Here is a 16,742-nt window from a genome sequence, read left to right as displayed (position 1 = left end):
ATGCGCGGGGGAGCGTCGGGCCTACACTCGCGCACCCATGGCTCTCAAATCCACCATCTTCAAGGCCACCCTCGCGGTGGCCGACATCGACCACGGCTACTACGCCGACCATGCGCTGACCCTGGCGCGCCACCCCAGCGAGACCGACGAGCGGATGATGATCCGGCTGGTCGCGCTCGCGCTCAACGCGCACCAGCTGCAGGACATCTGCAACGGCGACGGCACGCTGGCCTTCGGCGCGGGCCTGTCGAACGTCGAGGAGCCCGACGTGTGGCTGCGCGACTTCACGGGCCAGACCAAGATCTGGATCGAGGTCGGCCAACCGGAAGACAAACCCATCATCAAGGCCTGCGGCAAGGCGGACGAGGTGATCGTCTACTGCTTCAACCACGCGGCCGAGATCTGGTGGCGCGGCATCGAGAGCAAGCTCACGCGGCCGCAGAACCTGAAGGTCTACCGCGTGCCCACCGAGGCCTCGCAGGCGCTCGCCAAGCTGGCGCAGCGCAGCATGCAGCTGCAGGCGACGATCCAGGAAAGCACGCTGACGCTGGGCGACGGCGTCAACAGCATCGACGTCGAACTGCTCAAGTGGAAGTGAAGGGTCCGCGCGGCTAGGCCGCCGGCATCATCTCGCCGCACTGCCAGCACTGCTCGAAGCCGCCTTCGACCTGCTCGCCGCACACGCAGCGCCAGCTGCGCTGCGGGCGGTTCTGCAGTTCGTGCAGCAGACGCTTCGCGAGCTCGTACTGCGATGCGTCGTCGATCCAGATCTCGGGCAGGCACTGGTCGGGCGGCAACTGGCCCATGACCGCGCCGAGGAATTCGCGCTGCACCGTCGCGGCCACACCCTCCTCGCGCAAGGCATGCGCCCACACGGTCGCGATCGCGAGGTTGGGGGCTTGCGCGAGGCGGCGCATGGTCAGGGCGCCCAGTTTTTGTCGTCGTCGGGGTCGAGCTCGGGCTCGGCGGCGGTGGGCTCGGCTTCGCGCGCGCGCTCGGCATAGCGGTTGAAGCGCCAGGCCGAGTCTTCCATGGTGATGCGGCGCCAGGTGACGCGCTTCTCGACCGGCGTCATCGCCGGCCAGTACTGCACCTCGTCGAAGCTGCGCCCGCAGCCCTTGCACTCGTCGTCGCCCTGGCTGGTCGAGCAGATCGCGATGCAGGGCGTATCGGGCGTGCTGTGGTACCAGTCGAGCCAGGCCGCCCAGGCCTTGGCGGGAAAGCCGACCTCGTCGACCTCGTCTTCGTGGTGGAAGACCATGAGCGCGTAGACCTCGGCCAGCGCGCGCAATTCGGGCGCCAGCGTGATGCCGTCGGGCGAGGGAGACTTCTCGCGCCAGTGGTTGATGGCGGCCTCGATGTCGGTGATGTGGATGGCGGCCATGAAGAGTGAAAAAACAGCGAGCGGCGATCATAGTCCCGCAATGTCCCGCCCCTTCTTAGGGCCATAGCCGCTACGAAAAATAGAGCATGCATCGACCATTCCATGCGGGTTGCAGAAGGATCGGCCTCAAGTGTAAAGAAAACTTTTGGTTGCCTCGGCGCGGTCTTCAATGCTCTAATCCCGCCCACGAAGGGGAGTAGCTCCCGATCGCTGTCCCCGGGCAGCGTGAATCGTCAGGTCGTCAATACGAAGCACAACACTTCCGGCCTAACGGGCGACACACGCGCCGACGCCTGTCGGCGCGCCTGCTGTTGTCGAGCGAGACCTTCGATTTGAACCTGCGCAGGTTTGGTCGAAGCGTTCGCAAGTCCCCGGTGTCACCCGGCCTTCGCTCCCCCGCTTTCGACCGCACCCGCGCAGGGTGAATCGAAACGCATCGGCATGCCGCTGCCCGTCGTGGTCCCATCCGGGGAGCTGCGGGCATGGCGCCAAGACAATGAGGAATCTATGGAACAGTTCATGACCCCGGAATTCTGGGTCGCGGTCGGTCAGATCATCATGATCGACATTCTTTTGGGCGGCGACAACGCCGTCGTCATCGCACTGGCATGCCGCAAGCTGCCGCCCGCGCAACGCACCCAGGGCATCCTGTGGGGCACCGCCGGCGCCATCATCCTGCGCGTGATCCTGATCTTCTTCGCGCTCACGCTGCTCGCGATTCCGTTCCTGAAGCTGGTGGGCGCGATCCTGCTGCTGTGGATCGGCGTGAAACTGCTGGCCCCCGACCATGACGACGCGCACGGCAACATCGCCGGCAGCGACCGCCTCTGGGGCGCCGTGAAGACCGTGATCATTGCCGACCTGGTGATGAGCGTGGACAACGTGATCGCCATCGCCGGTGCCGCACAAGGCGCGGGCGAAGGCCACCAGATGCCGCTGGTGATCTTCGGTCTGCTCGTGAGCATCCCGATCATCGTCTGGGGCAGCCAGCTGGTCATCAAGCTGATGGACCGCTTCCCGATGATCATCACGCTGGGCGGCATGCTGCTGGGCTGGATCGCCGGCACGATGGCCGTGTCCGACCCGGCCCTGGCGAACCCCGCCAACTGGACCTGGGTGCCGAAGGTGCCGCAGACCGACACCATCAAGTACGCCGCCGGCGTCATCGGTGCGCTGCTGGTGCTGGCGATCGGCAAGTGGGTGGCCTCGCGCAAGCCGGCTCCCGCGACCCCGGCCCACTGATCGTTTTTGGACGATCAACGCCCCGCACTGAAACTTCTTGCATCAATCCGGTCTCTGTCACTCTAACTATCAAAGGAGAGCACTCATGGAAAAGATCATTCTTTACGTCGACGACGCCGTCTATGCCAGCGAGCAGTTCGCCGAACTGGCGCCGGATGCGAACCACGTCGTGGCACGCCATTGGGTGCTCGTGGCCTGCGCGCCGCGCATGACACACCGGATCAGCAAGTGGGTGAGCCACAGCGCGCGCGAGAACTGGCGCGCCAAGTGGTTCAGCAAGGTGCAGGCGCAGATGCTGCCGCTGCTCGAACGCAACGGCGGCCAGGTGACGGCGGTGTTGGCCAAGGGCCCGCTGACCGACCTGACGCAGCAACTCAAGCGCGAGCACGCGGCCACCCACGTGGTCGATGCGCGCCGCCCGAAGATCGGCGTCGATCTGGAACCGGTCACGCCCGAGCAGACCCCGGCCAAACAATCGGGCTGGGCTTTTCCCGGCGCCGTGATGGGCATGGGCGCGCTGCTGGTGCTGGCCAACGAGCTGGCCGAGTAGGCCTGATCAGGGCCACACGCCCTCCCGAACCGACACAAGCCCCGCTGCGGCAACGCAGCGGGGCTTGTTCTTTTGTGCGGGCCCGTGGGGTATCCTGCGGCGCATGCGCATCCTCCTCAAATGGCTGCTCAGCGCCGTGGCGCTGCTCGCGGTCGCCTACCTCTACAGCGGCGTCCAGGTTCAGAGTTTCGGTTCGGCGCTGCTCGCGGCGGCCGTGATCGGCCTGCTCAACATGGTCGTGCGGCCGGTGCTGGTGATCCTGACGCTGCCGGTCACCATCGTCACGCTCGGGCTGTTCCTGTTCGTGATCAACGCCTTGCTGTTCTGGGCCGCCTCGGGCCTGCTCGGCGGCTTCCATGTGAACGGCTTCCTCGCCGCGCTGCTGGGCTCGCTGATCTACTCGCTGCTCGGGCTGCTCATCGAGAGCGCGCTGGGCGGGCTGCTGTCCTCCCGGCGCTGAGCGCCGCCCCTCGACGCCTCACTTCAGCGGCGGCTCCTCGGCCTGCTGCTTGACCAGCACGTCGACGGCGCGCGCGCGCGTGTCGACGATCGACGCCTCGTAGTGGTCGATGGACGCGCCCGACTTGCGGATCAGCTCCTGCGCCGCCTTGAAGCGGTCGCGCGCCGCCGGGTAGTCGAGGATCGCCACGTTGGCCTCGGCATCGGCGCGGATCGCGCGCAGCGTGTCGTTCTGCGCACCGTACAGATTGGCCAGCGTGCGCCAGGCCGTGGCGTCGCGCGGATGAACAGCCACCCAGTCGCGCAGCGCGGGCACCATCGGCGCGGGCTGGCGCTGGGCGATCGCGGCTTCGGCCGCGAGGAGCATCTCGGGCCGCTCCTTCGACTTGGCGTCGAGCAACGCCGCCGCGCGGGGCGCGCCGCCGGCCGCGAGTTCGATCTCGGCCTGCAGCCAGCGCGCCTGCTTGGCTGCGGCTGCGTCGTCGGCCGTGCGGGCCACGAGCCGCTCGGCCAGCGCACGCGCCGCCTTGAAATCGCGCAGCTCCTTGGCCGACATCGCCGCCGCGTAGAGCGTGCCCGCCTGCTGCGCCGGTGAACTGCCCGCGAACTCGCCGCTCGACGCCGCGTTGACCCACAACCGCAGCACATCGACGCCCGGGCGCGTCAGCACGCGGGCGCGCGAGGCAACCATGGCGTGGTCCATCACCAGCGGCACCACCGGCGGTGCGGCATCGGCACGGAACTGGAACCGGCCCTGCATGTCCGAGATGCGCTCGGTCGTCAGCGGGTGGCTGCGCAGATACGGGTACGAGCCGTTGTCGTTCAGGCGCGAGGCGTACTGCAGCTTCTCGAACATCGCGGCTGCGCCCTGTGGCGCGAAGCCCGCCTGCGTCATCACGCCAAAGCCGATGCGGTCGGCCTCGCGCTCCATGTCGCGCGAGAAGCTCAGCTGGTTCTGCATGAACAGCGCCTGGCTGCCCATGATCACCGCCTGGCCGGCGTCGGCGTTGCGGCTCTTGCTGGCCGCGATCATCCCCAGGATCAGGCCGGCGATCATCAGGGGCATCTGCTTGCCCTGCTTGCTCATGATGCGCGAGATGTGGCGCTGCGTGACGTGCGACAGCTCGTGCCCGAGCACCGTCGCCAGCTCGTCGCGGCTGCCGACCGCGGCCAGCAGCCCCAGGTTCAGCCCGAGGTAGCCGCCCGGCAGCGCGAAGGCGTTGATGTTGCGGTCGCGTCCCAGCAGGATGGTCCACGCGAAACGCTCGTCGAGCTCGGGCGTGAGCTCGCCGCGCGAGCGCGCGGCCGCCAGCAGGCGCTGCCAGATGTCCTGCACATAGGCGGCGATCACCGGGTCATCGATGTAGTCGGTGTCGCGGTACAACTCGCGCACGATCTGGTCGCCCAGCTGGCGCTCGGCGCTGGCCGTCATCTCGCCGCCGTCACCGAGGCCCGGCAGGATCTGCTGCACCTGCGCCAGCGCGGGGACCGGCAACAGCACCTGGGAAGCTATCAAAAAGGTAGCGCACACCGCATGCCGGAGGGGCGTCAGGCGGGTTTTCTTGTGGGAAGAGGGAGTCAAGCGCGGCATTCCTCGTCTGTGGCTCGGGCTCGTATGATGCATCTTCAAAACGAACGTTCACCGATGAGCACCCTCACCCATTTTGACGCCCAGGGCCAGGCCCACATGGTCGACGTGGCGGCCAAGCCCGCCACCCACCGCGTGGCCGTGGCCACCGGCCGCATCGAGATGCAGCCCGCGACGCTGGCGCTGATCGAATCGGGCACCGCCAAGAAGGGCGACGTGCTGGGCATCGCGCGCATCGCCGGCATTCAGGCGGCCAAGAAGACCAGCGACCTGATCCCGCTGTGCCACCCGCTCGCGCTGACCCGCGTGGCCGTGGCCTTCGCGCTCGCCGAGGGCGGCCAGGCGCCGCAGGTGGCCTGCACCGCGACCGTCGAGACCGTCGGCCCGACCGGCGTGGAAATGGAAGCCCTGACCGCCGTGCAGGTCGCGCTGCTGACCATCTACGACATGTGCAAGGCCGTGGACCGGGGGATGCGGATCACCGACGTGCATGTGCTGGAGAAGCACGGCGGGAAGTCGGGCAGCTACGTCGCGACGACGAGCTGAAATCAAACGGCTACAGCTCGGGCGCGTCGTCCGGGCGGTTGTCCAGCCAGCGGGCGAAAGCGGCAGGAAACGCCACCCGGAAGCGTTCGGCCCACGCGTGCGCCTCGGCATCGCGCCCCAGCAACTCGGCGCTTTCGATCAGCTTCACGATGACGCGCGGCTCGGGCGAAAAGTGCAGCACGCGCCCGGCCAGTTCGTGCATGTGCGCGGCATTCGCCGACGTGACGGCTGTCAGCGTCACCTCGGCGAAATCCACCTGGCGTGAGAACAACCATGAGCCCTGGAGCTTGGCGAGCGTGTCGTCGCGGTAGGCCGGCATGCGGGCGTCGCGCGGCAGGTAGATCTGGCTGATGCGGGTGTAGTCCCAGGCGGCGTAGCCGATGAGGGCGATCCAGGCTGCGGCGGCTGCGAATGCGGCGCGCTTTCTGCCGCTCGGTTCAGGGCGCTTGGACGATGCCGGCCACAGGATGCCGAGGCACAGGCCGAACACCAGCTGGAACGGGCCGTACCAGAGCGGGTACTCGAGCAGGCTGTGCACGAGGATGACGCCGAGCAGGCCCCACGCCATCAGCCGCAAAGGATCGCGCTCGCGCCACGGCTTTGCCGCGCCCACCATCCACAGAAAGCCACCGCAGATGAGCAGCGCCGCCGGAATGCCCAGCTCGACGGCGAGGTGCAACGGCAGGTTGTGGGCGTTGTCGAGGATCACGGGGAAACGCGGGCCGTTGTACAGCGTGGAGAAGTGCGCGAAGCTGAGTTCGCCCCAGCCCCAGCCGGTGAGGGGGCGTTGGGCGATGAGGGTCAGGACGTTCTGCCAGAGGACGACGCGGCTGTCGGTGGTGACGGCGGCGGGTTGCAGGCGGTGGAGCATGCCGGTGCCGGAGGCAACCGCGTGGCCCGCGTCACCGCCGCTGGCCAGGTACGGCATCAGCCAGTGCAGGGCGGCGTACAGCGGGATGGCGGCGAGCAGGAGCGCGGGGGTAGGCAGGCGGAAGTCCGCCGGGCCTGCATGCTGCGGTGCTAGGCGACGCTCCCGCCATGCCATGGCGCTGACACCGATGACGATCAGCAGCAACTGTAGGAAGCCGGTGCGTGATCCCGAGGCAACGAGGGCAGCTACCAGGAGCACGCCGGCAGGAACGAACAGCCAGCGGACGCGCGGTGACCGCGATGTGGCGTGCCACCACAGCGCTGCGACCAGCGCCAGACTGATCAGGGTGGCGAACTGGTTGCGCTGGCGGAGGTTGCCCCAACCCCGGCCGGACGGAGGTGGCGACGTAAGCGGCCCGAGGAACTCGGTGAAGCCGTAGTACTGGAGCAGGCCCAGGACGGCGCTGAGCAGACCGGCGGCGAGCAGCCCGACGGCCAACGCGTGACCCAGCGGGCCGCGCTGCTGCGCCGCTCCTGCGCCGAGACAAGCTGCTGTGGCGATCCCGGCCAAAGCGCCTAAGGTCGGTAGCAAGAGCGTGGCTCCGGTACCCACGGCTGCGGACAACACGACGAAAAACGCCATCACCGCCAGCCCGGCGCGCAGTCCCCTCGAGGGAAAGGCTGACGGCGCCATCGCAAGCAGCCCTGCAACACAGCCCCATGACATCAGTTGCTGCCAGACATTGATCGAAGGGCCGCCCACCAACGGGGAAAGAAACGGCCAGGCCAAGAGGCCGGCACAGACGAATTCAGCAAGCCGTAAAGGCGTGTGCAAAGGAGGCGCCGGCAAGGACGCGTCAAGGCGATTCATCGACCCATCATGCCAACCCGTCGTCGCCGATGAGTGGCAGCGCGCGGCGGATGAGTGGATTTGCATTTGGAAACAGTTATGGACACTCTATGACAATCCTAAATAACCATTGCCTGTCGCTCGGTCACCGCTGCGGCAGCCGAGAGGCCTGTTTGATGACCAGACAACAATTCGCCGTGAAAGTGGCTGCCGTGCGGCGCCGCAGTTTGCAGGGCTTCACGCTCATCGAGGTCATGATCGTCGTGGCCGTCATCGGCATCCTGGCGGCCATCGCGCTCCCGAGCTACAACGACTACGTTCGACGCGGGCAACTGCCTGAGGCGTTCAATGCGCTCTCGGAGTACCGCGTGAAGATGGAGCAGTATTACCAAGACAACCGCAACTATGGGGGAACGGCTTGCGCGAGCGCAGCCAGCGCCAACGGCTGGAACACCTTCCCCACCACGATCAAGTACTTCACTTTCACATGCGCCCTGGACACCGCAACCGGTGACACGGCGAAGCAAAGCTACACAATCACGGCCACGGGTGGCCTCAGCAAAGCCGTCGGCCATGTCTACACGATCAACGAACGAGGCGAACGCAAGACCACCAAGTTCAAGAATGCCACGGTTGATCAAGGCTGCTGGCTGACCTCAGGGGCGGTCTGCTGATCATGCGGGCGCGCCGTCCGCCGCGTTCGCGCGGCTTCACCCTCGTTGAACTGGTCGTCACCATCGCGGTGTTCGCGCTGCTCCTGTTCGCGGCCCTGCCGTCGCTTGGCACCTGGACGGACAACACGCGCATCCGCAACGTCGCCAGCTCTTTGCTGGACGGCCTCCAGCTCGCCCGCGCGGAAGCCATCCGCCGCAACCAGAACGTTTCGTTCTGGCTGGTCAACATCGACAACCCCGCGGTGCTGAGCAACGACTGCACCTTGTCGAACACCAGCGGCTCCTGGGTGGTCAGCGTCAACTCGCCCATCACTCATTGTGCGGACGCTCCCTCCATCGACTCCTCACCCATGCTGGTCACGGGCAGGGCCGTCGGCGACGCCGGAGGACGAGTGTCAGTGACAGCAGTACTGGCCGGCTCCACCACCGCCGCCACCTCAGTCACGTTCAACGGTTTCGGTCGCCTCGTGAACACCGCGGATGCCATCGGGCAGATCGACATCACCGGCTCGACGAGCGGCACCGACTACCGCAACCTGCGCCTCCTCGTCAGCCCGGCCGGCCAGGTTCGCATGTGCGACCCGGATTCGGGCATCGCAACCACAGACCCGCGGAGATGTTGATATGAAGACCTCCCCCCCTTCGCGCGCCCTCGCATCGCATCGCCTCTCGCGCGCGACCATGTCGTGTGCCGGGCGCACGCGCGGCATTGCACTGATCGAGGTGCTCATCGCGCTTCTGATCTTCATGCTCGGCGTGCTGGGTATGGTGGGCCTTCAAGCCACGATGACGCGGGCCCAGACCGATTCGAAGTCCCGCGCCGATGCCGCCTACCTGGCCACCGAACTCATCGGCCGCATGTGGGGCGATCTCACGAACATGGCGTCCTACAACGGTTCCGGCTGCGCTTCACAGACACGTTGCAAGGAATGGCAGGACAAGGTGAGCCAGATGCTGCCTCGTGGCACGGGCGCGGTGACCGTCGCATCCAGCTCGGGGGACGTCCAGGTCACGGTCGGCTGGACCATGCCCAACGGCGACACGCGCCAGTACGTCACGAGCACCACGATCACCAAATCGGCGAACTGAGATGAAGTCGACCTCTGCACGCCGCTTCGCAACGGCTTCCCAACGCGGCTTCACGCTGATCGAACTCATGGTGGGCCTGGTGCTCGGCCTCCTCACGGTGCTCGTCATCACGCAAGTGCTGTCGCTCGCTGAAGGCAAGCGTCGCGCGATCACGATGGGTGGCGATGCGCAGATCAACGGCTCGCTGTCGATCTTCTCGCTCCAACGGGACATCCAGCAAGCCGGGTATGGTGCTGCGGCCAGTCCTGACGCGCTGGGTTGCCCCGTGAAGCGAAAGTTCGATGCCTCCGGCACCGCCGCAACCTTCGCGCTGGCACCTGTGGTGATCACCGACGGGGGTAATAGCGGTGCCCCCGACACCATCACCATCCTTCAATCCAACACGCCCAATTTCTCCACGCCGATGCTGCTGACCGGCAACCATGCACAGACCGACGACCATTTCACGGTCAGCTCGTCGCTTAACGCCAGTGTCGGAAACCTGATGATCGCGGTGCCCAAGACCCAGTCGGCAGACGTCGGCTGCGCGCTCTTCAGCGTGACCAGCAACACGAGTGCCGCGACGACGACCTTGAGTGGAACCAATGTGCCGCACGTCGCAGGCGCGGGAGCATTGACCAAGTGGAACCAGAGCGCTGTCTTTCCAACGGCTGGCTATGAAGCCGGCAGCTACCTGCTGAATATGGGTTCGATGGTGCTGCGCACCTATTCCATCAGTGGGCTGAGTCTGAAGACGGACGACTTCACTCCGACCAGCGAGGCCGTCACAGCTTCTGTGCTCTACCCGCAGATCGTCAACCTCCAGGCGTTCTACGGCAAGGACACGAACGGCGACGGCATCGTCGATACCTACGACACTGTCCTTCCCACGACGAGCGCTGGCTGGATGCAGGTGCTGGCTGTCCGGATTGCCGTGGTCGCGCGCAGCAACCAGTACGAAAAAGAGCCTGTCACTACGGAAGCGCCGAAGTGGGACGTGGGCGCCACGTCGACCTTCACCGGCCTCACCCCCTCCACGTGCCACGGCACAAGCAAGTGCCTGCCACTCAAGATTGATCACGTGACCGAGTGGGAGCACTACCGCTACAAGGTCTACGACACGATCGTTCCGCTACGCAACGTCATCTGGAATTCGTGATGAAGCCTCCCTTGATCTCTTCGCGCATGCGCGCCCTCCATCCACAGCGCGGCGCGTCGCTGCTCTTCGCATTGCTCACGTTGGTGGCCATGCTGCTGGCCACACTCGCGCTGGTGCGCTCGGTGGACACGAGCACCACGCTGCTGGGCAATATCGGCTTCAAGCAGGATGCGACCGTGGCCACGGACCAGGCCGCACGGGTAGCCATCGAATGGCTGTCGGCGAACAAGGCAAGCCTCAATACCAGCGTGGAAGCCAGTGGCTACTACGCCAACACCAAGGAATTTGCCGACGACGGAACCACCGCCGCTGGCCAGGTCGACGTGACAGGCGGCCAACTCGCAGCCGCCAGCAAGCGGCTGGTGGACTGGGACAGCGACAAGTGCAAGGCCGCGACCGACAACACCTTTGCCGACTGCGTCATCAAGACAGCGAGCGCTGGCACGATCAACGGCAACAGTGCGCGCTACGTCATCTTCAGACTGTGCAACAAGCCGGGCGACCTTGGAACCGACAGCTCGATCCATTGCGCCAAACCGATGAGTGCAGCGGGCACGTCCGCATCGAAGCGCGGCGAGCTGAACTACTCAGACTATGCCCGCTTTGCCAGTGCCGCGGGCCCCTACTACCGCATCGTGGTGCGCGTGTCAGGCGCCCGCAACACCGCCAGTTTTGCCGAGACCATCGTGCACTTCTGAGTGCGACGGAACGCCGAAGAAAGCCTCCTCATGACGCCTCAATTTCTCCGCTCATCGAACATCGGCCGTGGCACGCGTTGGCGCCTCGCGGCGCTGTGCGCCCTGGTCCCGCTTGGCGTTCTGGGCTTCGCGCTCAGCACGTCATCGCAGACATCGAACACCACGGACCTCGCCAACGAGCCGCTCGCCACACGCGGCAACGTGCAGGCCAAGCCGAACTTGCTGTTTCTCCTGGACAACTCCGGCTCGATGAACTGGAGCTACATGCCTGACGAGCTGGGGGCGTCATCGGGCGCCGCAGACCAGCCCAATGGCCATTGGTATGGATACAAGGCGGCCCAGTGCAATGGCATTGCCTACGACCCGAACCTCACCTACACCCCCCCAGTCACGTCGGCGGGTGCGAAGTATGCGGACTCGTCTTTCAACGCTGCGTGGCCCGATGGCTACACCAAGGCCTCGACGATAGATCTTGTCAAGGCAACGACCATCAAAACGTCCTCGATCGGTGTTGGCACAGGCACCAAGACTTTCATCTTCACGGCAGGCACATACAACGACGACTCCTTTGTTCGGGGCGACAGCGTCACGATCACAGGCGTCACCAATTCGGCAGCCACCATGGGCGGTGTCATCACGAGTTGGGGCTGGAGCAACCAGCGGGGCGCATGGACCCTGGCCGTTCGAGTCAGCGAGACGACGGGCAGTGGCTCCTATTCCGACTGGACCGTGACGCTGAACCCCACCTACTACACCTACAAGACATCTGGCACCGAGAAGGCCGTCAACTGGACCTACAGCAGCGACGGCAATGTCGACACGGATGCGCCTTTTTACAAGGAGTGCACGAGCATCGTCGGTGCAACGCCTGGAAGCGACGTCTTCGAGAAGCACACGGTGACGGCCGCGTCGACCGCGGCTGAAAAAACGAACTATGCGAATTGGTATTCGTACTATCGCAAACGCTATCTTCTGATGCGTACCGCAATGGGACGCGCCATCTCGCCGCTGAACGAAAACTACCGTGTCGGCTTCTCGACCATCAGCGACGCCGGCGTGGTGGATGGCGAAAGCAATGGGGGCTCCGGCACCGGCTACTTCCGGGACGTCAAGGACTTCACCCAGACGCAGAAGGACAACTTCTACAGCAGCCTCTACGGTTCCGAGCCTGATGGCAACACGCCGCTGCGCTCCGCGCTTTCCAAGGCAGGGCGCTATTTCGGCAAGCAATTCAACAATCAGTACGACCCGCTGCAGTACTCCTGCCAGCGCAACTACGCATTGCTCTCGACCGACGGTTACTGGAACAGTGGCAAGGGCGTGCGGTTGGATGGCACAGAGGTTGGACAACAGGACGGCGATGAAGTCCGTCCAATGGTTGATGACGCGGTCAGTGTTGTACGAAGCGTTGTCACGTACACGGCCCCCGCTACGGCGACAGAAACCCTGACCCAAACACGCACTGTGACTCTGTCGCGCACAAAGATCTCCGTCGCGTCCGGGACGGGTGGTGGAAGTTGTGGCAGCACGAGGTATCGCGTGACCAAGCAGCTGCAGACCGCAAAACAAACAGAAACGCAAAGATCTGTGACGCCACAACGCGGAACCGCAACATACACAGTCACAACCGTGACCACGGGGGGCGTTGCAGCTACGCCGGTGACCAGTCCGATCACCTATTCAAGCTGGACCAATTCGGGCGTCCCGGACGTTTCGTCCAGCAGAAGCCCAACCCTGACCAACAGCAGTTGGACCGACAGCGGTTCATCCGACCGTTCGACTTGCGTAAGCACAGGCGCAGGCACCGTCACCTACGATCCAGACGCCAACGGCTCCGTCACCAGCGCAACGTCCTTTTCGACTGTCTCGAACAACCAGGCTGTTAGCCAGCCCCCTTCAACGCAATTCACCCCCAGTGCTCCGGTCGAAAGCAAGTCGTTCAACGGTGGCACCTCCAACACGCTCGCCGACGTGGCCCAGTACTACTACAAGACGGACCTTCGAAACGGCAGCAACTGCACGTCCACGTCGTCCCCCAACGGCAGCTCTCAGGACGTGTGCGCGAACATCGTTCGCACCACCGCCACCGACCCCGCCGATTGGCAGCACATGAACACATTCACCATCGGCCTCGGCGTGAGTGGCACGCTGGCATACGACAAGAACTACCTGACCCAAAAGACGGGCGCCTATGCCGACCTCAAGAGCGGCCCGCTCAACTGGCCCTCGCCTGGCAACACGAATTCGACGAAAGACAACAGCATCGGCGGGGATGCCCGCAACGTAGATGACCTCTGGCACACCGCAGTCAACGGTCGCGGACAGTACTACTCAGCACTCAACGCCGGACTGCTGGCAGAGGCCATCAATGGCGTCGTCGCAGCGGTCAAGCAGGTGGATGGTGCCGGTGCGGCCGCATCGACCAGTTCACTGGAACTCGTCGCGGGGAACGACAACCAGGTCTTCCGGGCCAGCTACACGACCCAGGTTTGGACCGGCGATCTGCAAGCCTTTGCGCTCAACGGGAAAGACGCGGTCATCGGCGCGCGCGCCTGGTCCGCGCAAGAGCAACTCGATGCCGCGACGCCCGCGAACCGCAAGATCTACTTCAACAACAGTGGCGCGCTGCTGGGCTTTACCTACGCCAATCTGGGCGGGACGTTGCAAGCACATTTCAACAATCGCATGTGCACGACGGGATTGACCGCGGCTCAATGCGCTTTGCTGTCGACGGATGAAAAGACCGCAGCGAATTCTGGCGCCAACCTCGTCAACTATCTGCGCGGCGTGAAGACGCACGAATCGCAAAGCGCAGGTGCGTCGAATACGACCTTGGCGGCCTTGTATCGCAGCCGCAAACACGTGCTGGGCGACATCGTGAACGGCGCGCCGGTGCATGTCGGGAAGCCGCCTTTCAAGTATGCAGACGCAGGCTATGCGGACTTCGTCGCCGCGAAGGCCACACGAAAGAACGTCGTCTACGTCGCGGCCAACGACGGCATGCTGCATGCCTTCTCGTCCGACAAGTCGGACGGCGGCACCGAACTCTGGGCCTTCGTTCCCACGGCGGTGATGCCCAATATGTACAAGCTGGCGGACACCGGCTATGGCGCCAATCACCAGTACTTCGTGGACGGTGCACCGGTGATGGGGGACATCAAGGTCGGCGACACCTGGAAGACCATCCTCGTGGGCGGACTCAACCTCGGCGGCAAGAGCTACTACGCACTGGACATCACGGACCCCACCAGCCCCTCGATGCTGTGGGAGTTCACCGACGACAACCTGGGTTACAGCTACGGCAATCCGGTCATCACCAAGAAGGCCGACGGCACCTGGGTTGTCGTATTCGCATCCGGGTACAACAACACGGACGGTGACGGCAAGGGCCACTTGTTCGTGCTGAACGCCAACAGCGGCGCGAAGCTGCAGGACATCTCGACCACTGTCGGCAGCGTTAGCGCTCCCAGCGGCCTGGCCAAGATCAACGCATGGATCGACGATGTGGGGAACAACACCAGCAAGCGCTTCTACGGCGGCGACATGCTGGGCAACCTGTGGCGCTTCGATATCGACGGACTGATCGAACCCAAGCGCGCGGCACTGAAGCTCGCGGTCTTCCAGGTCGGAAGCACCCCGCAGCCCATCAGCACGAAACCCGAAACGGTGGAAATCGCGGGCAAGCCCGTGATCATCGTGGGAACTGGCCGCTACCTGGGTCAGAACGACATCACAGACACCACCCAGCAATCCGTCTACGCGGTGAAGGACCCCTTGACCAACAACGGCTGGGGCGATGTGCGTACCGACACGACCAACTTCGTGCGACAAACCTTCACGCTCGACGGCACGGAGAGAGAGGCAAAGACGGCCTCCGTGTCCAACAATGCCGTCAATTTCTCAACGAAGGCGGGATGGTGGATCGACCTGCCACACGGCAGAGAACGTGTCGCGACCAACCTGGGCCTGCAACTCAACACCCTCGCGATTGCGACCGCCATTCCCAACGGCGACGCCTGCGCATCGGGAGGCTCGTCATGGCGCTACTATCTCAACGCGGCCAATGGCGGCGTGGTGACCACCAACCCGGCGGGGGCGCTGTGGAGCGAAAACTCGCTGATTGTCGGGATGAGCTGGGTGAAGGACAGTGACGGCAATATCCGCATCATCTATCAACGGAGCAACGGAGATCTGGGCTCTGAGGTTCCTCCGGTCCCACCTTCGTCGGGCGGGGGAGTCGCGCATCGGACTTCGTGGCGAGAGTTGGTGAACTAGATGCCGTATCTGATCCGCCCTGCCAAAGCGTAGATTGACACCTGCGAAGGCCAGATAGCCGGGCTGTTGAAGCCGATCAGAGACGCCCGATGAACTTCGTCGGGCGATTTCAATTTCAGGGCAGGTACGGTCTCTGCGCGACCCAGTGCGGCGAGAGCACCTCGCAAACGAGCTCGATCACGGTGTATTCACGCGCATCGCATTAGCGGCCACACCAACCCCAGGGCGGCTCCGAACCCAATGGCGGCAAGCTCTTGCTCTACTCACCCCGGGAGAAGCTTTTGCGAGAGTCCGAAGGCTCTTTGCGATACCTGCCCGGTCCTTCTTCAGTACATCCGATCACCACCTCGAACAGTTGGGCATTCGTGTTGGCTTCGCGAAGCTGCACCTCGGGGATGTCGACCTTCTGCTCGGTGAGTCGATGGCATGGACGCGGAAGAGAATTTCTTGGCCGATACAGGCATGGGCAGCCGAGAGGATGCCGAATACCAGTTCTGGTAGCCATGCCAATACGGTCGAGCGGCTCCGGATACCGTAGCGCTATTGGACCGGCCTTAGCTGCGTTCGCTTTCTTGATTGAAAAACCAAGAGTCTGCGCGCCTCGCACCTGACTCCATTGGCCGGCCTTCCTTGAGGGAAAAGGTGCCAGTCCACCAAGACTGGACGCGAGGATTAAAAAGCAAAAAGCCGCCCGAAGGCGGCTTGGTCATGGCCGTTCTGATCGGCCTCAGATCTAGACTTAGGTGCAAGTCTTAGGACGAACCGACTGGTCCAGGCTGGAGGTGCAGCGCCACTCGGCGTTCGAAGCGGTGTATGTGAAGGAAATGGTGCCGTTCTTCAGCTTGTCGTTCACGGCCGCGCCCTTGAACGTTGCCTTGAGTTCGCAGCTGGTAGCTGCGGTCGGAATAGCTTCGATTTTAGCGACGTACTGACCAGACAGCGTGAAGTTGTTGTCCTTATGCAGAGCGCCAGCTTCGATAGCCGGCGTCCCTGCAGGAACTCCGCCAGGACCAGCGGGCACCGCGGGAACTGCGTCGTTGGTGCTGCAGGCCTGCGCCAAACCTTGGGAGCCGGCGATCTCCATGAGCGGGGTCTTCAGGCCAGCGAGCAGGTTCATCGCTTCAGTGGTCTGAGCGCGAGCCGTGTAGTTTTGGTACTGCGGCAGAGCCACAGCTGCCAAGATACCAATGATCGCCACAACGATCATCAATTCGATCAGGGTGAAACCCTTTTGCACATTGCGCGCGATAGAACGACGGTTCATTCGATTAACTCCAGGTTGGTTTGTAGAGCCCGGGAACCAGCCCGGAGCGGGATCACTTCCGCAGCATCCGTGCCACCCGGTTTCCCCACCCAGCAGCCCCCGTTCGGGCCGACTT

General features: G+C 64.3%; 16 protein-coding genes. 11 read left to right on the top strand and 5 right to left on the bottom strand.

All coding sequences use genetic code 11. The features are described from left to right. Positions 1-37: 37 nt before the first annotated feature. Positions 38-598 (top strand): YaeQ family protein, encoded by a 561-nt coding sequence (locus AC07OH_RS25565; RefSeq protein ID WP_495302585.1) that lies wholly within the window; start codon positions 38-40, stop codon positions 596-598. Between the two features lie 13 nt (positions 599-611). Here the strand turns inward: AC07OH_RS25565 and AC07OH_RS25560 are convergent, their stop codons facing one another. Both AC07OH_RS25560 and AC07OH_RS25555 read right to left on the bottom strand, forming a co-directional pair. Further along, positions 612-917, bottom strand: coding sequence for a putative signal transducing protein (locus tag AC07OH_RS25560; protein WP_495302584.1), 306 nt, complete (start codon positions 915-917; stop codon positions 612-614). A gap of 2 nt (positions 918-919) precedes the next feature. Then, positions 920-1,384 (bottom strand): DUF3717 domain-containing protein, encoded by a 465-nt coding sequence (locus AC07OH_RS25555; RefSeq protein WP_495302583.1) that lies wholly within the window; start codon positions 1,382-1,384, stop codon positions 920-922. A 507-nt stretch (positions 1,385-1,891) separates the two neighbouring features. On the opposite strand from AC07OH_RS25555, the gene AC07OH_RS25550 reads away from it, so the two are divergent. The 3 genes from AC07OH_RS25550 to AC07OH_RS25540 all read left to right on the top strand — a co-directional run bounded on the left by AC07OH_RS25550 (position 1,892) and on the right by AC07OH_RS25540 (position 3,636). Continuing rightward, complete coding sequence (locus tag AC07OH_RS25550) at positions 1,892-2,626, top strand: TerC family protein (RefSeq protein WP_495302582.1); 735 nt, start codon at positions 1,892-1,894, stop codon at positions 2,624-2,626. Positions 2,627-2,711: 85 nt separating this feature from the next. After that, entirely contained in the window at positions 2,712-3,176 is a 465-nt protein-coding gene (locus tag AC07OH_RS25545) for a hypothetical protein (RefSeq protein WP_495302581.1), read from the top strand. A gap of 103 nt (positions 3,177-3,279) precedes the next feature. Then, complete coding sequence (locus tag AC07OH_RS25540) at positions 3,280-3,636, top strand: phage holin family protein (protein ID WP_095747298.1); 357 nt, start codon at positions 3,280-3,282, stop codon at positions 3,634-3,636. An 18-nt stretch (positions 3,637-3,654) separates the two neighbouring features. On the opposite strand, the gene AC07OH_RS25535 is transcribed toward AC07OH_RS25540, so the two are convergent. Further along, a complete protein-coding gene (locus AC07OH_RS25535; protein WP_495302580.1) occupies positions 3,655-5,226 on the bottom strand; it encodes a M48 family metalloprotease in 1,572 nt (523 codons plus the stop codon). 54 nt (positions 5,227-5,280) lie between these two features. On the opposite strand from AC07OH_RS25535, the gene moaC reads away from it, so the two are divergent. Beyond that, positions 5,281-5,769: a cyclic pyranopterin monophosphate synthase MoaC gene (gene moaC, locus AC07OH_RS25530; RefSeq protein ID WP_495302579.1), complete on the top strand. Its 489-nt coding sequence runs from the start codon at positions 5,281-5,283 to the stop codon at positions 5,767-5,769. A gap of 10 nt (positions 5,770-5,779) precedes the next feature. Here the strand turns inward: moaC and AC07OH_RS25525 are convergent, their stop codons facing one another. Continuing rightward, the gene (locus AC07OH_RS25525) at positions 5,780-7,510 is read right to left on the bottom strand and encodes a PglL family O-oligosaccharyltransferase (protein WP_495302578.1); all 1,731 of its coding nucleotides are present in this window, start codon (positions 7,508-7,510) and stop codon (positions 5,780-5,782) included. 155 nt (positions 7,511-7,665) lie between these two features. Here AC07OH_RS25525 and AC07OH_RS25520 point away from each other — a divergent pair, with 155 nt between their 5' ends. Genes AC07OH_RS25520 through AC07OH_RS25495 form a run of 6 tightly spaced genes read left to right on the top strand, consistent with a single transcriptional unit; the run spans position 7,666 to position 15,363 of the window. Continuing rightward, positions 7,666-8,163, top strand: a complete 498-nt coding sequence (locus tag AC07OH_RS25520; RefSeq protein WP_495302577.1) for a type IV pilin protein — start codon at positions 7,666-7,668, stop codon at positions 8,161-8,163. 2 nt (positions 8,164-8,165) lie between these two features. Then, entirely contained in the window at positions 8,166-8,786 is a 621-nt protein-coding gene (locus AC07OH_RS25515; RefSeq protein WP_495302576.1) for a GspH/FimT family pseudopilin, read from the top strand. A 1-nt stretch (position 8,787) separates the two neighbouring features. Further along, positions 8,788-9,252, top strand: a complete 465-nt coding sequence (locus tag AC07OH_RS25510; RefSeq protein WP_495302575.1) for a type IV pilus modification PilV family protein — start codon at positions 8,788-8,790, stop codon at positions 9,250-9,252. Between the two features lies 1 nt (position 9,253). Then, on the top strand, positions 9,254-10,390 hold the full coding sequence (locus AC07OH_RS25505) for a PilW family protein (protein WP_495302574.1): 1,137 nt from the start codon (positions 9,254-9,256) through the stop codon (positions 10,388-10,390). After that, positions 10,390-11,088, top strand: coding sequence for a pilus assembly protein PilX (locus tag AC07OH_RS25500; protein ID WP_307582272.1), 699 nt, complete (start codon positions 10,390-10,392; stop codon positions 11,086-11,088). Before AC07OH_RS25505 ends, AC07OH_RS25500 begins: the two co-directional genes overlap by 1 nt. Positions 11,089-11,118: 30 nt before the next feature. Beyond that, the gene (locus tag AC07OH_RS25495; protein WP_495302573.1) at positions 11,119-15,363 is read left to right on the top strand and encodes a pilus assembly protein; all 4,245 of its coding nucleotides are present in this window, start codon (positions 11,119-11,121) and stop codon (positions 15,361-15,363) included. Positions 15,364-16,102: 739 nt separating this feature from the next. On the opposite strand, the gene AC07OH_RS25490 is transcribed toward AC07OH_RS25495, so the two are convergent. Further along, the gene (locus AC07OH_RS25490; protein ID WP_495302572.1) at positions 16,103-16,627 is read right to left on the bottom strand and encodes a pilin; all 525 of its coding nucleotides are present in this window, start codon (positions 16,625-16,627) and stop codon (positions 16,103-16,105) included. Positions 16,628-16,742 lie beyond the last annotated feature (115 nt).

The sequence above is a fragment of the Variovorax sp. GW821-FHT10C12 genome (genome assembly GCF_059415405.1).
Note: the sequence above shows the minus strand (reverse complement) of the source record. Positions and strands in the feature narration are given on the sequence as shown.

Excerpts from the sequence above, each read along its gene's own strand:
- AC07OH_RS25515 (WP_495302576.1), top strand. The coding sequence starts at position 8,166 with ATGCGGGCGCGCCGTCCGCCGCGTTCGCGCGGCTTCACCCTCGTTGAA.
- AC07OH_RS25540 (WP_095747298.1), top strand. The coding sequence starts at position 3,280 with ATGCGCATCCTCCTCAAATGGCTGCTCAGCGCCGTGGCGCTGCTCGCG.
- AC07OH_RS25550 (WP_495302582.1), top strand. The coding sequence starts at position 1,892 with ATGGAACAGTTCATGACCCCGGAATTCTGGGTCGCGGTCGGTCAGATC.
- AC07OH_RS25535 (WP_495302580.1), bottom strand. The coding sequence starts at position 5,226 with ATGCCGCGCTTGACTCCCTCTTCCCACAAGAAAACCCGCCTGACGCCC.
- AC07OH_RS25565 (WP_495302585.1), top strand. The coding sequence starts at position 38 with ATGGCTCTCAAATCCACCATCTTCAAGGCCACCCTCGCGGTGGCCGAC.
- AC07OH_RS25520 (WP_495302577.1), top strand. The coding sequence starts at position 7,666 with ATGACCAGACAACAATTCGCCGTGAAAGTGGCTGCCGTGCGGCGCCGC.
- AC07OH_RS25545 (WP_495302581.1), top strand. The coding sequence starts at position 2,712 with ATGGAAAAGATCATTCTTTACGTCGACGACGCCGTCTATGCCAGCGAG.
- AC07OH_RS25500 (WP_307582272.1), top strand. The coding sequence starts at position 10,390 with ATGAAGCCTCCCTTGATCTCTTCGCGCATGCGCGCCCTCCATCCACAG.
- AC07OH_RS25495 (WP_495302573.1), top strand. The coding sequence starts at position 11,119 with ATGACGCCTCAATTTCTCCGCTCATCGAACATCGGCCGTGGCACGCGT.
- AC07OH_RS25560 (WP_495302584.1), bottom strand. The coding sequence starts at position 917 with ATGCGCCGCCTCGCGCAAGCCCCCAACCTCGCGATCGCGACCGTGTGG.
- AC07OH_RS25525 (WP_495302578.1), bottom strand. The coding sequence starts at position 7,510 with ATGAATCGCCTTGACGCGTCCTTGCCGGCGCCTCCTTTGCACACGCCT.
- AC07OH_RS25505 (WP_495302574.1), top strand. The coding sequence starts at position 9,254 with ATGAAGTCGACCTCTGCACGCCGCTTCGCAACGGCTTCCCAACGCGGC.
- moaC (WP_495302579.1), top strand. The coding sequence starts at position 5,281 with ATGAGCACCCTCACCCATTTTGACGCCCAGGGCCAGGCCCACATGGTC.
- AC07OH_RS25555 (WP_495302583.1), bottom strand. The coding sequence starts at position 1,384 with ATGGCCGCCATCCACATCACCGACATCGAGGCCGCCATCAACCACTGG.
- AC07OH_RS25490 (WP_495302572.1), bottom strand. The coding sequence starts at position 16,627 with ATGAACCGTCGTTCTATCGCGCGCAATGTGCAAAAGGGTTTCACCCTG.
- AC07OH_RS25510 (WP_495302575.1), top strand. The coding sequence starts at position 8,788 with ATGAAGACCTCCCCCCCTTCGCGCGCCCTCGCATCGCATCGCCTCTCG.